Raw genomic sequence first — 13,840 nt, forward strand, 5'->3', positions numbered from 1 at the left:
ACCATAGTTGGATTATAATCTTCGAAAAAGAAAATAACCAACCGCAAAACAAACATCAAGCAACATTTTAGTACATTTTGTATTTTTTTTAACTAAAGCGCGCATTTTTGCCGGGTCGTAATGTTCGTATGGTGATGCTTCTGCTATCTTGGGCTGCCCCGGCGTACCTTGTTATGGAGAGTCATCTCGCGATGGAAACGACACTGATTGCCCCCTTCAGCCTTTCGGCCCTGCCCCGGATCCGGTTTGGTCCGGGTCTCTTCTATCAACTGGTGAGCGAAATCGAAACCTTCGGCTCGCGCATGCTGCTGGTGACCGGCGCCGGCTCCTTCGCGGGCGGCGAGCACTATCGATGGTTGCAGGCCGAGCTGGAGGCCCGGCGGATCACCTGGTTCAGGGTCGCCATCGGGGGTGAGCCCACCCCGGAGATGGTGGACGAGGCGGTGGCCCGCTTCGGAAAGGAAGAGATAGCCGTGGTGGTGGGGGTCGGCGGCGGCAGCGCCCTGGACGCGGCCAAGGCCATCGCCGGCCTGCTCAGAACCGGCACCCCGGTGTGCGATCACCTGGAAGGGGTAGGGCCTGAGCTGCCTTACCTGGGCCCGGCGGTGCCCTTTATCGCGGTGCCCACCACCGCCGGCACCGGCAGCGAGATGACCAAAAACGCGGTGATCACTCGGCCGGGTCGGTTCAAGAAGTCCTTCCGCGACGAGGCGCTGCTGGCGCGCCTGGCCCTGGTCGATCCCGAACTGCTGCTAAGCTGTCCGCAGCCGGTGCTGCTGGCCAACGCCATGGATGCCTTTACCCAGTTGCTGGAAGCCTATACCTCGACCCGCGCCAGCCGCTTCACCGACGCCCTGGCGGAAGACGGCATCCGCGCCTTTGCCGCCGGCTTCGCGCCGGGAGCCGGTCAGCCGGTGCGGGATTATTCGGCGCTGAGTTATGCGGCCATGCTGTCGGGGATCTGCCTGGCCCAGGCCGGACTGGGGGCGGTGCACGGCATGGCCTCGCCGCTCGGGGCCTGTTTCCCCGTGCCCCACGGCATGGTGTGCGGCATCCTGCTGGCCGACACCACCCGCGCGAACATCGCCGCCCTGCGCGAACGAGCGCCCCTGAGCCCGGCCCTGGACAAGTATGCCCGGGTGGCGCGCTGGCTGAGCGGTGACGACGGGGCCGGGGCCGAGGATCTGGCCGGGCTCCTGCAGGGCTGGACCCGCGCCTGCCGCCTGCCCCGACTCGCCGACTACGGCATGGCCGCCGCCGATATCCCCCGGGTGGTGGCGATGAGTGGCGGCAACAGCATGCAGACCAATCCCCTGGTGCTGACCGAGGCCGAGCTTGGCGACATCCTGCGGCGCTGTCTCTGAGCGGCTGTGCCCACCGCCGCCTCTTTTCTCGTAATCTCCTCCATTTCCCGCTCCCCGGTGGATACCGGAGCGGGCCTGCCCGGCGCCGGGGCGCCGCCTGCTGTGCATTTGGGCATTGAACGAGTACAATCGGGCGATGAAGTCGTTTCCATTACAGGGAGTTACCGCGTGAAGCAAACCCTGCGTCATCAACAGATCCTGGAGTTGCTCAAGCAGAAAGGCTTTGCCAGCACCGAGGATCTGGTTGCCCAGTTTGACGTGAGCCCGCAAACCATTCGCCGGGATCTGAATGATCTGGCCGAGCACAACCGCATTCGCCGCCATCATGGCGGGGCTTCGCTGATGTCGAGCACGGTCAACGCCGCCTACGATTCCCGCAAGGTGATGTATGCCAAGGAGAAGGACGGCATAGGCCGGGCCATCGCCGCCGAAATTCCCGATGGGGCTTCCCTGTTCATCGACATCGGCACCACCACCGAAGCGGTGGCCAGGGCGCTGCTCGATCACCAGGAACTCAGGGTGATCACCAACAACATCCACGTGGCCAGCATCCTCAGCCAGAAGGAGGACTTTACCGTGATCATCGCCGGCGGCGAGGTGCGCAACCGGGACGGCGGCATCGTCGGCGAGGCGACCCGGGACTTCGTGCAGCAGTTTCGTACCGATTACGGCATCATCGGTATTTCCGGCATAGATACCGACGGCTCCCTGCTCGAGTTCGACTACCATGAGGTGCGCATCGCCCAGGCCATCATCAACAACAGCCGGCAGGTGTTCCTGGCCGCCGACCACAGCAAGTTCGGCCGCAACGCCATGGTCAACCTGGGCCATATCAGCCAGATCACGGCGCTGTTCACCGATGCGGCTCCCCCCGCGGCGCTGCAGAAGATCATGGAAGAGCACCAGGTGGCCTGCCATATCGCCGATTGAGCGAGTGGTTCAAAGCAGAAGGGCGCCTTACGGCGCCCTTGGTATTTTCGCTTTCGCTCAGTGCTCGGCCCAGTCCAGGGAGCGGGCCACCGCCTTCTGCCAGCCCCGGTACAGGGTGGCGCGGGTGTCCTTGTCCATCTGCGGCTTGAATTCCTTGTCGACCGCGAACTTGTCGGCCAGTTCATCGGTGCTCTGCCAGATACCCACCGCCAGGCCGGCGAGGAAGGCCGCGCCCATGGCGGTGGTCTCGGTCTGCCGGGGGCGCACCACCCTGGCGTTGGTGATATCGGACTGGAACTGCATCAGGAAGTCGTTGGCCACGGCGCCGCCGTCCACCTTGAGCGCGGCCAGCTTGAGGCCGGAATCTTCCTGCATGGCCTCCAGCACGTCCCGGCTCTGGTAGGCCACCGCTTCCAGCGCCGCCCGGATGATGTGGTTGCGGTTCACGCCCCGGGTCAGGCCCACCAGGGTGCCGCGGGCGTAAGGGTCCCAGTAGGGGGCGCCCAGGCCGACGAAGGCCGGCACCAGGTAGACGCCGTTGCTGTCCTTCACCTTCTCGGCGAAGTAGCCGGTGTCGTCCGCCTCGCGAATAAGGCCCAGCTCGTCCCGCAGCCACTGGATGGTGGCGCCGCCCATAAATACCGAGCCTTCCAGCGCGTAGTTGACCTCGCCCTTGGCGCCCACCGCCAGGGTGGTGAGCAGGCCGTGGCTGGAGCTGACCTTCTGCTCGCCGGTGTTCATCAGCAGGAAGCAGCCGGTGCCGTAGGTGTTCTTGGCCATGCCCTTGGTGAAGCACAGCTGGCCGAACAGGGCCGCCTGCTGGTCGCCGGCGATGCCGGCGATGGGAATGCGGGTGCCGCCCTTGCCGCCGATGTTGGTCTTGCCGTACACCTCGCTGGAGGGGCGCACCTCGGGCAGCATGGAGGCGGGGATGCCCATTTCATCCAGCAGCTTCTGATCCCATTCCAGGCTGTTGATATTGAACAGCATGGTACGGGAGGCATTGGTGTAGTCGGTGACGTGCACCCGGCCGTCGGTCAGTTTCCAGATAAGCCAGGTGTCTATGGTGCCGAACAGCAGCTCGCCGTTATTGGCCTTCTCCCGGGCTCCCTCGACGTTGTCCAGTATCCACTTGAGCTTGGTGCCGGAGAAGTAGGCATCCAGCACCAGGCCGGTGTTGTCGCGGATATAGTCGGTCAGGCCGCGTGCCTTCAGTTGCTCGCAGATGTCGGCGGTGCGGCGGCACTGCCAGACGATGGCGTTATAGACCGGTTTGCCGGTGCTCTTTTCCCACACTACCGTGGTTTCCCGCTGGTTGGTGATGCCGATGGCGGCGATCTGGTCCGGGCTGATGCCGGTCTTGGCCAGCACCTCGGTCAGGGTGGAGCGCTGGCTGGCCCAGATCTCCATGGGATCGTGCTCGACCCAGCCGGCCTGGGGGTAGATCTGGCCGAATTCCCGCTGGGCCACCCCCTGGATGGCGGCATTTTCGTCGAAGATGATGGCGCGGGACGAGGTGGTCCCCTGATCCAGTGCAACCACGTACTGTTTGGCTTGTGACATTATGTGTCCTCCTTGTCGGGTCGGTATTCAGGCCGAGGCCCGTTGTTCCTGTTGTGAAGATGAAGGCGCTTGCTCGGCGGCGGCTTCGGCCGCGGGCAGGAAGCGGGCGATGGCATTATCGTACAGCCAGGCTCCCAGGCAGGCACCCGCGATGGGGCCGAGAATGGGAACCCAGAAATAGGGGTTGTCGCGCCCGCCGGTAAAGGACAGCTCTCCCCAGCCCGCCAGCCAGGTAAACAGCTTGGGTCCGAAATCCCGTGCCGGGTTCATGGCGAAGCCGGTGAGCGGGCCGGTGGCGGCCCCGATCACCGCGATCAGCAGGCCGATCAACAGCGCGGCGGCCATGCCCTTGGGGCCGCCGTTGCGGTCGTCGGTCAGCGCCAGTATGGCCATCATCAGCACCGCGGTAACGGTCAGCTCCACCATAAAGGCATGTCCATTAGACAGCAGGCTGTGCGGATAGGTGGAAAAAATACCGGCCAGGGCCAGGCTCTCCTCGCTGCCCCTGAGCACGCCCGCCGCTTGCTCCCACTCGATAAAGAGTGGTTGGTACAGGCTGTAGACCAGGGCGGCGGCCGAGAAGGCGCCCGCCAGCTGTGCCAGGATATAGGGCAGTACCTTGCGCTTGTCGAAGCCCCGGAACAGGGTGAGCGCCAGGGTGACCGCCGGGTTGATATGGGCGCCCGACACCCCGCCCGCCACATAGATGGCGATGGCCACGCCCACGCCCCAGCTGATGCTGATTTCCCAGAGGCCAAAACTGGCATTGGCGACTACCAGGGCCGCTACGCAGCCCGCGCCGAAGAAGATCAGCAAGCCGGTGCCGATAAATTCCGCGATGCATTCCCCGAACAGGGTGTTTGGTCGTTTGATAGACATTTCCTACTCCATTGTGTGTGTACAGTCATCCTGTAGCCCTGATTCTGGGTTATTTGTTCGTATTCGAAAATAACATGTTAGTGAATTTGTGTTCTTGATCACTTATTTTTGACCTTTCACCTTCGTTGTAACACATGGCTACCACTTAGGGTGTACTGCTAATGCGCCGAAATATGCGCATTTGGCGCCCGGTTTTCGCCTGCTCTGGTCGTTTACGGGGTGGTTGTCGTCGCATTCAGGCTTGAACCGAGATAAATGGCCGCCAGTTTTTGCTTGTCTTTTACGGGTGGGAATGTATTTTTATGCTCGAATATGATCGTTTGGGCCTGGTTTCGCCGTTGCCGGCGGGGGAAGGCGACCTTTGGCCGGGCGGATGCCCGGCCTTTTTTAGTACAACGACAAGGAGGCCGTTATGCCGCTCAGGCTTAAAAGCCGTTACAACCTGCTGCTCCTGCTGTCTATGGCCGGGGTACTGCTGCTGACCATCGCCGGCCTGCGCTGGCTGCTTACCCCCAGGCTGATGGCGATGGAAAGCGAACTGATCCGCCACGAACTGGTACAGATTGGGGAGGAAATACAACGGGAGCTGGCCCAGGTACAGGCCCAGCAGCGGGCCATTACCCAGTTGGTGCCTGCGCTTGCCAGCGACCAGATCGATGCCCAGCTACCGAGCCTGCTCGATCAGTACGGTGAGCCCAAGGTGTTCGGCGGCGGCATCTGGCCCCTGCCCCGGGCGAGGACGCAGGATCGGGACAGGCACAGCAGCTTTTATCATCGCGATGAGGCGGGCGGGCTTATCGTCAACCATTACTGGAACTCCGCCGAGGCGCCCGCCTATTACCAGCAGCCCTGGTACCGGAACGGGCGCGAGGCGCCCCGGGGGCAGTGCGCCTGGGCCAAGGCCTACCGGGACGGCGCCAGCGCCGAGCCGCGCACCAACTGCGCCATGGGCATCTACCGGGACGGTGCCCTCTACGGGGTGGCCACCCTGGACGTGACCCTGGGCTTTTTCAATGAACTGGTGCGCCGCAGCGAGGCGCGCATCGGCGGCCAGGTGCTGATCCTGGAGCGGGACGGTACCCTGGTGAGCAATACCTCGGCCATAGGGGAAGAGGTGGTGCTGAGCTCGGTGGCCGAGCAGGCGGGGCGTGCCGATGTTACCCGCCAACTGGCGGCGCTGGGGAATGCGCTGTTCCGCACGGGGTCCGAACGGCTGGAATACCGTGGGAGGGAAGGGGAAGCCCTGACCCTGCTGCTCGAGCCCATCGCCGGCACGCCCTGGCTGATGGCGGCCAGCCTGCCCTCGGCGCTGCTGCAGCAACAGAGCCATGCCCTGTTCCGCCTGCTGCTGGGCTTGCAGATCCCGGCCCTGCTGCTGTTGCTGCTGTTGGCGGGGCTGGTCCTGCACCGGTTGATGGCCCGCTTGGTGGCGCTGAAAGCCAGCATCGACCGGCTCTGTGCCGGCGAGGCGGATCTGACCCGGCGCCTGGCCATCGGCCGGGGGGATGAAATCGACGACATCGGCGAGTCGATCAACCGTTTCATGCTCACGCTGCAGCGGATGATCGGTCGCATCGCCGAAGCCAGTGGCGATATCCGCCAGGCCCTGCAGCAATTGAACGACGGCGCCCGGCTCAACGGCGAGGTACTCGAATCCCACGCCCGGGAAACGGAGCAGGTGGTGACCGCCATCAACCAGATGAGCGCCAGTGCCGACGAGGTGGCGGGCAGCGCCCAGGATACCGCCAGTTTCATCCGCGAAGTGAATCAGCAGGCGCAGGCCTCCCGGGCCCTGGTACAACAGGCGTCCACGGCGGTGGCCGCCTTGCTGGGCAATGTCGAGGGTACCTCCGGGCAGGTGGCGCAGATGCGCGGGGCGGTACAGCAGATCACTCCCATCCTCGACAGCATCGCCGGTATTGCCGAGCAGACCAACCTGCTGGCGCTGAATGCGGCCATCGAAGCGGCCCGGGCCGGCGAGCAGGGGCGGGGATTTGCCGTGGTGGCGGACGAAGTGCGGGCCCTGGCGGCTCGGACCCAGAGCAGCACCGGCGAGATTGGCGCCCGGCTGGCGCGACTGACCGGCGGGGTGGAGGCGGTGGTGGCGGCCATGGCCTGCACCCGGGAAAGCTGCGATGCCACCGCCGCCCATACCGAAGCGGTGACCCTGAGCCTGGATCAGATGGCGTCGGCGGTGGACCGCATCCATGGCCTGACCGACCAGATCGCCGGTGCCGCAGGGCAGCAGCGAACGGTGTCACGCCAGATAGATGCAAACATGATCAGCATCCGCGACATGGTGACCACCCTGGTGGCCCGGGACAGGCACAACATCGCCGTCTCCCGGACCCTGGACGAGGCCAATGCCGGGCTGGAACGGCTGGTGCGGGGCTTCAGGGCTTGACCCAGCCCACGCAGGCCTTGGGCAGGACGGGCCGCCAGGGCGCGCGCGGGCCGGCGGTGATCTCGCCGGCCCTGTCGTTGATCCAGCCGGCCAGCTCGGCGCCGCAACCGGTACCGGCCGGTACCGGCGCCTGGGGCTGGCAGTGGGCCTGGCCCCGGGGGCAGCTCAGGCGGACATGGAAATGGCTGGAATGGCCGAACCAGGGCCGGATCTTGCGAAGCCAGGGGGATTCGCCATAGGACCGGCACATGGCCTGCTTGATCAGCGGGTGTACGAAGATGCGGTCTACCCGGTGATCCTGGGCCGCCAGGGCGATTAACTGGCGCTGCTTATCCTGAAAATCGGCGGTCAGCACATAGTGGCGGTGATCGACCATGTCCACCGCTGCTATGGTTTCCAGTTGCCGGGGCAGGGGATTGTCCGGCGGGCTGCGCAGCCAGATGTCCGCGTCCAGTCCGGTCTGGTGGCTGCGGTGGCCATAGGCGAAGGGCCCGCCCCGTTGCATGGCGATGTCCCCCACCAGCATGGGCGGCAGCCCGGCCTGGCTGACCCTGAGTCCCAGATCCTGCAGGTAGTGGATCATCTGCGGTTGGCCGTAGTAGCGCTGGCGTTCGCTTCGGATCACATAAAATCCGGGGCCGCTGCCGGGCAGGGCCTGGGCATTCATCTGACAGCCGGCGGAATAGCCGCCGATGGCCTGGGCCCAGAGCGCGCCCGGCAACAACAACAAGAGCCAGCACCATTTCACCATCTGCGTATTTCCTCCTCTGCGGTATGGGCCATTATTTATGGCCGGCGCTTTTTTTGCTAGGGTTGTCATCCTTTAGAACGACGGAACAAGATGATGACAGTGCAGCGATTACCCCTGCAACAGGTGCTCGAGCGCCCCCTGGAGTTCGTGCTGTGCCCGCCCGCGGTGCGCTTTTACCTCACCCACGGCCTGGTGCTGCTGGCCAGCCTGGCCGCGGTGACCCTGGCCCTGTGGGACGGCCAGGACGGCTTCGGCCTGATCCACTGGGTGGGGGTGATTTTCGGCGGCGTGGTGCTGCTGATGAGCCTGTGGCCGCCGAGCTGGAGCCGGCAGCGGCTGATCAACCTGGCTTTCGACGCCGAGCGGCTCTATATCGTCAACGGCGTCGGTAAGGTCGCCATGGCGCTGCCCCGGGAGCGGGTGCAGGCGGTGAACCGGGGCAAGCTGCCCGGCCACGACGGCGCCGTCATCGCCTTTACCCTGGACCTGTCCCTCAACGAGCAGGAACTGGCGCAAATCAACGACGCCCTGGGTGCCCAGGTGGAGGAGCGTTTCAAGCTTGACGACCATCGCTACCGCTTCGGCTTCGTCGGCAACTGGCAGCCCAGGCGCAAGTTGCTGGAAGCCATAGCGGTACTGGCGCCGGTGGTGGCCATCTCGGCCCGCGACGAGCCGGCCAGGGACGAGGATGACGACGACTGGGACGATTGAGTCCACCCAGCCTTTGCTATACTGGCCGGGTAGCCATACAGACAGGAGTCTTCGTCATGCGCAAACCCGACCCCGCCGCCATCCCCAAGCCGGCCTTCGACCTCTACGATAAATACGCCCATGGGCTGATCGACCGGCGCCAGTTTATGGCCGGCCTGGGCCGGCTGGCGGTGGGCGGCATGAGCGCCGCCGCGCTGTTCGCGGCCCTCAGGCCCGACTATGCCCGGGCCCAGCAGGTGTCCTTCACCGATCCGGATATCCTGGCCAGCTACCGGGAATTCGACGCGCCCGAAGGCCACGGCAAGGGCCGGGGCTACCTGGTGCAGCCCCGCAATCCTTCGTCCCCGCCCGGCCTGGTGCTGGTGGTGCATGAGAATCGCGGCCTCAACCCCTATGTCGAGGACGTGGCCCGGCGCCTGGCCAAGGCCGGCTTTATCGCCTTCGCGCCCGATGCGCTCTTCCCGCTGGGCGGCTATCCGGGCAACGACGATGACGGCCGGACCCTGCAGCAGCAACTGGACGGCGACAAGATTGCCGCCGACTTCGCCGCCGCCGCCCGCTTCTTGCAACCGCTGGAGGGGGGCAACGGCAAACTCGGGGTGGTGGGCTTCTGCTTCGGCGGCTTTATCGCCAACAAGCTGGCCGCCGAATTGCCGGAACGGGTCGATGCCGCCGTGCCCTTCTACGGCATGCCGCCGGCGCTGGACAAGGTGGCCGACATCCGGGCCGCCCTGCTGGTGCAGATGGCCGAGGATGATGAGCGCATCAACGCCGCCTGGCCGGAGTATGAAGCCGCCCTGCAACGCCACGGGGTGAGCTACCAGGCTTATCAGTATCCGGGTACCCAGCACGGCTTCCACAACGACTCCACCCCCCGCTACCACCCCGAGGCGGCGGAGCTGGCCTGGTCCCGCACCCTGGCGTTCTTTAGCGAGCATCTGGCGGGATAGGGCCTATGGCCGGGACGGCCCGGGGCGGCGCGGCGGTACCGGTTTTCTGGGGGGATGATGGGGGGCCGGCGGGTTGCGCGGCCCCTGCTTGGGTTTGACCATGGGACACCTCCTGCCCTCAGTGTGGCAGAAGGCGACGCTCAGCGCAGGAAGGGGTTGTGCAGCCGCTCTTCGCCCAGGGTGCCCTCCGGGCCGTGGCCGGGCACGAAGGTGATGTCGTCGCCGAGCGGCAGCAGGGTGTGCAGTATGCTGTCGATCAGCTGCAGGTGGTTGCCCCTGGGAAAGTCGGTGCGGCCGATGCTGCCGTGAAACAGCACGTCGCCCACGAAGACCAGCCGCTGCGCCCGGTGCAGCAGCACCACATGGCCCGGAGTGTGACCGGGGCAGTGATACACCTCCAGGGTCTCCTCGCCGATGCTGACGCTGTCGCCCTGCTCGAGCCAGCGGTCGGGCGCAAAGCCCTTGACCGGGGGAAAGCCGAACATCTGCGCCTGTTGCGCCAGGGCCTCAATCCAGAAGGCGTCTTCCCGCTCGGGGCCGATGATGGGCACCCCGGTTTTTTCCTTCAGCTCGCCGGTGGCGCCCACATGATCCAGGTGGCCGTGGGTGAGCAGTATGCTGTCCAGCTCGAGGCCGCGCTCCGCCACCGCCGCCAGCAGCCGCTCGGTCTCGCCGCCGGGGTCGATGAGGGCGGCCTTGCGGCTTTGGCTGCACCAGATCAGGCTGCAGTTCTGGGCGAAGGAGGTAACCGGCAGGGTGATTCGTTCAAGCATGCGGTGTTTCCGTTTTTAACATAATGAATGGGTGGGCGAAGTATCGAGCTGGTGCCGGCGGGCCAGCCAGCCAGCTCTTCGGCGTTGCCGCGCTTGACCACCCGGGCTTCCTTCTCGGCCAGGTGGCGGCGGTAGATGGGATCGTCAGCCAGCCTGAAGATTTGTCGGCAGTCTGAGGGGCCGGAAGCGGCCCCTGGCCGTTACCAGGCGCGGACCACCAGCCCCTTGAGGTAGTGGCCTTCCGGATAGGCGGTGCCGATGGGGTGGTCGGCGGCCTGGTTGAGCCGCTCCAGGATCTGGGCGTCGCGGCCGGCGTCGAGGGCGGCGTCCGCCACTATCTTCTGGAACAGATCCGAGGTCATCAGTCCGGAGCAGGAGAAGGTCAGCAGCACGCCGCCCGGGTTGAGCAGCTGGAACGCCAGCATATTGATGTCCTTGTAGCCGCGGCAGGCGCCGTTGAGCTGGGCCTTGCTCTCGGCGAACTTGGGCGGGTCCAGCACGATGACGTCGAAGCGCTGGCCCTGCTCCCGGTAGTCGCGCAGCAGCTTGAACACGTCCGCCTGCTCGAAGCGGGCCCGGCTCAGGTCCAGGCCGTTCAGCTCGGCATTCTGGCGGGCAAGCGCCAGGGCCGACTCGGACACGTCGGCGTTGATCACCTCATCGGCGCCGCCCTTCAGGGCATAGACGCCGAAGGTGCCGGTGTAGCTGAAGCAGTTCAGTACCCGCTTGCCCTTGCAGTAGCGGCCGGCGATACGGCGGTTGTCGCGCTGATCCAGATAAAAGCCGGTCTTGTGGCCGTGTTCCACGTCCACCAGGATGCGCACCCCGTTGTTTTCCTCGATCACCACGGGCTGGGGCGGCAACTGGCCCGCCAGCAGGCCCTTGCGCTCCTTCAGGCCCTCCTTCTTGCGCACCGCCACGTCGGAACGCTCGTAGATGCAGGCGCCCGGATAGAGCTGCTTGAGTGCCTCGACGATGGCCGGGCGCCAGCGCTCGGCGCCGGTGCTGAGCAACTGGCACACCACCACCTCGCCGTAGACATCGATGGTCACCCCGGGCAGGCCGTCGGACTCGGCGGCGCACAGGCGGTAGCCGGTGAGCCCCTGCTCCTCGATAAGCGGTTGGCGGCCCTCCTTGGCGCGTTGCAGCCGGCGCAGAAAAAAGGCCTGGTCCACGGTTTCGCTTTGATCGAAGGTCCATACCCGGGCGCGGATCTGGGACTGGGGCGAGTAGAAGCCCCGGCCCAGCCACTGGCCGTTGTGGCTCAGGATGTCGACGGTGTCCCCGGCGTTGGGCTGGCCCTGTACCTTGTCGATGGCACGGGAAAACACCCAGGGGTGGCGGCGCAGGAGGGACTTTTCCCGTCCGGCGATAAGGGTAATGGCTGCGGTCATAGGCTGGAGCTGCTGAAAATAAGGGGCCACAATTCTAGGGTGCGGCGCGGTAAAACACAAACGAGGAGCCGAATCATGGGCGAGATGGCGAAAAAAATCCGGGTCAGCGGTGTGGTGCAGGGGGTGGGCTTTCGCTTCTACACCCAGCGCGAGGCGGAGAAACTGGGACTCAGCGGCTATGCCCACAACCTGCCCGACGGTCGGGTGGAGGTGCTGGCCGAAGGGGAGGCCGGGCAGGTGCAGCGGCTGGTGGACTGGCTGAAGGTGGGGCCGAGCAGTGCCCTGGTCGAAGATATCGAAGTGGAAGAGGTGGCGCCGGGCGGTCATCGGGGGTTCGAGACCGGTTAGCCGGGCTTTCAGATTGCCGGCAAACCCTCGTCGTTTTCTGTGGTCACTCCCGCGCATGTGCTGAGGGGCCCCAGTTTCTTGCTGGCCATGCCGGAAAAATGTAAAAGCCCGGCAGTGCCGGGCTTTGATAACATCTGGCTTCCAGCTTCCAGCCGCCGCCGTCAGGCTTTCAGCTGGGCGTCCAGCTCTTCGATTTTGGCCTGCCAGATGGCGGGGCCGGCCACGTGGGCGTTGTTGCCCTCGGCGTCCACCGCTACCGTCACCGGCATGTCTTCCACCTCGAATTCGTAGATGGCTTCCATCCCCAGATCCTCGAACGCCAGCACCCGGGCCTTTTTCACCGCCTTGGCCACCAGGTAGGCGGCGCCGCCCACGGCCATCAGGTATACCGCCTTATGGCGCTTGATGGACTCGACGGTGGCGGGGCCGCGCTCGGCCTTGCCCACCATGCCGATCAGGCCGGTCTGCTCCAGCATCATGTCGGTGAACTTGTCCATGCGGGTGGAGGTGGTGGGGCCGGCGGGGCCCACGGCCTCGTCGCCGATGGCATCGACCGGGCCCACGTAGTAGATGAAGCGATCCTTGAAGTCGACCGGCAGCTGCTCGCCCTTGTTGAGCATGTCCTGGATGCGCTTGTGGGCGGCATCACGGCCGGTGAGCAGTTTGCCGGACAGCAGCACGGTCTCGCCCATCTTCCACTGGGCGATATCGTCGCGGGTGACGGTGTCCAGATTGACCCGGCGTACGTTTTCGCCCACTTCCCAGGTCACTTCCGGCCAGTCTTCCAGTTTCGGCGGAGTCAGTTCGGCGGGGCCGGAGCCGTCCAGGTGGAAGTGCACGTGGCGGGTAGCGGCGCAGTTGGGGATCATCACCACCGGCTTGGAGGCGGCGTGGGTGGGGGCGGACTTGATCTTGATGTCCACCACGGTAGTGAGGCCGCCCAGGCCCTGGGCGCCGATGCCGAGCTTGTTGGCCTTGTCGAAGATCTCCAGGCGCAGTTTTTCCTCGGTGGTTTCGGCGCCGCGCTCGATCAGATCGTGGATGTCCACCGGATCCATCAGGGCTTCCTTGGCCAGCACCGCGGCCTTCTCGGCGGTGCCGCCGATGCCGATGCCCAGCATGCCCGGCGGGCACCAGCCGGCGCCCATGGTGGGCAGGGTTTTCAGTACCCACTCGACGATGTCGTCGGAGGGGTTGAGCATCACCATCTTGGACTTGTTCTCGGAGCCGCCGCCCTTGGCGGCGATGGCCACCTCGACGTGATCGCCGGGCACCATGTCGATATGCACCACGGCGGGAGCGTTGTCCTTGGTGTTCTTGCGGGCACCGGCCGGGTCGGCCACTATGCTGGCGCGCAGGGGATTATCGGGATTGTTGTAGGCGCGGCGTACCCCTTCGTCCACCATTTCCTGTACCGTCAGGTCGCTGTCCCACTGCACCTGCATGCCTATTTTCACGAAGCAGGTGACGATGCCGGTGTCCTGGCAGATGGGCCTGTGGCCTTCGGCGGACATGCGCGAGTTGATCAGGATCTGGGCGATGGCGTCCTTGGCGGCCTGGCTCTGCTCTTTCTGGTAGGCTTTTTCCAGGGCCTGGACGAAGTCCAGCGGGTGGTAGTAGGAGATGTACTGTAGGGCGTCGGCAACGGAGTCGATAAAGTCCTGCTTCTTGATAATGCTCATGGCTTCCTCATGGGTTATCGGCATTGGCTCTGTGTTGTTATAAGCCCCGCTATGATACGCTTAGCGCCCCCCGGCTGCCAGCCTGAGCCTC

12 protein-coding genes are annotated in these 13,840 nt (G+C 65.1%); 6 read left to right on the forward strand and 6 right to left on the reverse strand.

Features of this window, described 5'->3' with window-relative positions; all coding sequences use genetic code 11:
* Positions 1–191 precede the first annotated feature (191 nt).
* On the forward strand, positions 192–1,364 hold the full coding sequence (locus JKV55_RS07685) for an iron-containing alcohol dehydrogenase (protein ID WP_202083853.1): 1,173 nt from the start codon (positions 192–194) through the stop codon (positions 1,362–1,364).
* A 168-nt stretch (positions 1,365–1,532) separates the two neighbouring features.
* Entirely contained in the window at positions 1,533–2,294 is a 762-nt protein-coding gene (locus JKV55_RS07690; protein ID WP_202083855.1) for a DeoR/GlpR family transcriptional regulator, read from the forward strand.
* Positions 2,295–2,351: 57 nt separating this feature from the next.
* Here JKV55_RS07690 and glpK read toward each other — a convergent pair whose 3' ends face one another.
* The gene (gene glpK, locus JKV55_RS07695; RefSeq protein ID WP_202083857.1) at positions 2,352–3,857 is read right to left on the reverse strand and encodes a glycerol kinase GlpK; all 1,506 of its coding nucleotides are present in this window, start codon (positions 3,855–3,857) and stop codon (positions 2,352–2,354) included.
* A gap of 27 nt (positions 3,858–3,884) precedes the next feature.
* Positions 3,885–4,736: an MIP/aquaporin family protein gene (locus tag JKV55_RS07700; protein WP_237332739.1), complete on the reverse strand. Its 852-nt coding sequence runs from the start codon at positions 4,734–4,736 to the stop codon at positions 3,885–3,887.
* A gap of 412 nt (positions 4,737–5,148) precedes the next feature.
* On the opposite strand from JKV55_RS07700, the gene JKV55_RS07705 reads away from it, so the two are divergent.
* Positions 5,149–7,140, forward strand: a complete 1,992-nt coding sequence (locus JKV55_RS07705; protein ID WP_202083859.1) for a methyl-accepting chemotaxis protein — start codon at positions 5,149–5,151, stop codon at positions 7,138–7,140.
* Here JKV55_RS07705 and mepA read toward each other — a convergent pair.
* Complete coding sequence (gene mepA / locus JKV55_RS07710; protein ID WP_202083861.1) at positions 7,130–7,891, reverse strand: penicillin-insensitive murein endopeptidase; 762 nt, start codon at positions 7,889–7,891, stop codon at positions 7,130–7,132. The two genes, JKV55_RS07705 and mepA, sit on opposite strands and share 11 nt — an antisense overlap.
* 90 nt (positions 7,892–7,981) lie before the next feature.
* On the opposite strand from mepA, the gene JKV55_RS07715 reads away from it, so the two are divergent.
* Positions 7,982–8,602, forward strand: a complete 621-nt coding sequence (locus tag JKV55_RS07715) for a hypothetical protein (protein WP_237332740.1) — start codon at positions 7,982–7,984, stop codon at positions 8,600–8,602.
* A 56-nt stretch (positions 8,603–8,658) separates the two neighbouring features.
* Positions 8,659–9,552 carry a dienelactone hydrolase family protein gene (locus JKV55_RS07720; protein ID WP_202083863.1) on the forward strand — a complete coding sequence of 298 codons (894 nt, stop codon included), beginning with the start codon at positions 8,659–8,661 and terminating at the stop codon, positions 9,550–9,552.
* A 140-nt stretch (positions 9,553–9,692) separates the two neighbouring features.
* Here JKV55_RS07720 and JKV55_RS07725 read toward each other — a convergent pair whose 3' ends face one another.
* Both JKV55_RS07725 and JKV55_RS07730 read right to left on the reverse strand, forming a co-directional pair.
* Entirely contained in the window at positions 9,693–10,325 is a 633-nt protein-coding gene (locus tag JKV55_RS07725; RefSeq protein ID WP_202083865.1) for an MBL fold metallo-hydrolase, read from the reverse strand.
* 200 nt (positions 10,326–10,525) lie between these two features.
* On the reverse strand, positions 10,526–11,719 hold the full coding sequence (locus JKV55_RS07730; protein WP_202083867.1) for a class I SAM-dependent methyltransferase: 1,194 nt from the start codon (positions 11,717–11,719) through the stop codon (positions 10,526–10,528).
* A gap of 75 nt (positions 11,720–11,794) precedes the next feature.
* Here JKV55_RS07730 and yccX point away from each other — a divergent pair, with 75 nt between their 5' ends.
* Positions 11,795–12,067 (forward strand): acylphosphatase, encoded by a 273-nt coding sequence (gene yccX / locus JKV55_RS07735; protein WP_202083869.1) that lies wholly within the window; start codon positions 11,795–11,797, stop codon positions 12,065–12,067.
* A 161-nt stretch (positions 12,068–12,228) separates the two neighbouring features.
* Here the strand turns inward: yccX and JKV55_RS07740 are convergent, their stop codons facing one another.
* Positions 12,229–13,749 carry a fumarate hydratase gene (locus JKV55_RS07740; RefSeq protein ID WP_202083870.1) on the reverse strand — a complete coding sequence of 507 codons (1,521 nt, stop codon included), beginning with the start codon at positions 13,747–13,749 and terminating at the stop codon, positions 12,229–12,231.
* Between the last annotated feature and the right edge of the window lie 91 nt (positions 13,750–13,840).

The organism is Zobellella iuensis (genome assembly GCF_016746085.1).
Taxonomy (GTDB): Bacteria; Pseudomonadota; Gammaproteobacteria; order Enterobacterales; family Aeromonadaceae; genus Oceanimonas; species Oceanimonas iuensis.

What these genes read in the sequence shown, in the direction of transcription:
- JKV55_RS07700 (WP_237332739.1), bottom strand. Translation starts at nt 4,736, where the DNA reads ATGTCTATCAAACGACCAAACACCCTGTTCGGGGAATGCATCGCGGAA.
- JKV55_RS07685 (WP_202083853.1), top strand. Translation starts at nt 192, where the DNA reads ATGGAAACGACACTGATTGCCCCCTTCAGCCTTTCGGCCCTGCCCCGG.
- JKV55_RS07725 (WP_202083865.1), bottom strand. Translation starts at nt 10,325, where the DNA reads ATGCTTGAACGAATCACCCTGCCGGTTACCTCCTTCGCCCAGAACTGC.
- JKV55_RS07730 (WP_202083867.1), bottom strand. Translation starts at nt 11,719, where the DNA reads ATGACCGCAGCCATTACCCTTATCGCCGGACGGGAAAAGTCCCTCCTG.
- JKV55_RS07705 (WP_202083859.1), top strand. Translation starts at nt 5,149, where the DNA reads ATGCCGCTCAGGCTTAAAAGCCGTTACAACCTGCTGCTCCTGCTGTCT.
- yccX (WP_202083869.1), top strand. Translation starts at nt 11,795, where the DNA reads ATGGGCGAGATGGCGAAAAAAATCCGGGTCAGCGGTGTGGTGCAGGGG.
- JKV55_RS07715 (WP_237332740.1), top strand. Translation starts at nt 7,982, where the DNA reads ATGATGACAGTGCAGCGATTACCCCTGCAACAGGTGCTCGAGCGCCCC.
- JKV55_RS07740 (WP_202083870.1), bottom strand. Translation starts at nt 13,749, where the DNA reads ATGAGCATTATCAAGAAGCAGGACTTTATCGACTCCGTTGCCGACGCC.
- JKV55_RS07720 (WP_202083863.1), top strand. Translation starts at nt 8,659, where the DNA reads ATGCGCAAACCCGACCCCGCCGCCATCCCCAAGCCGGCCTTCGACCTC.
- mepA (WP_202083861.1), bottom strand. Translation starts at nt 7,891, where the DNA reads ATGGTGAAATGGTGCTGGCTCTTGTTGTTGTTGCCGGGCGCGCTCTGG.
- glpK (WP_202083857.1), bottom strand. Translation starts at nt 3,857, where the DNA reads ATGTCACAAGCCAAACAGTACGTGGTTGCACTGGATCAGGGGACCACC.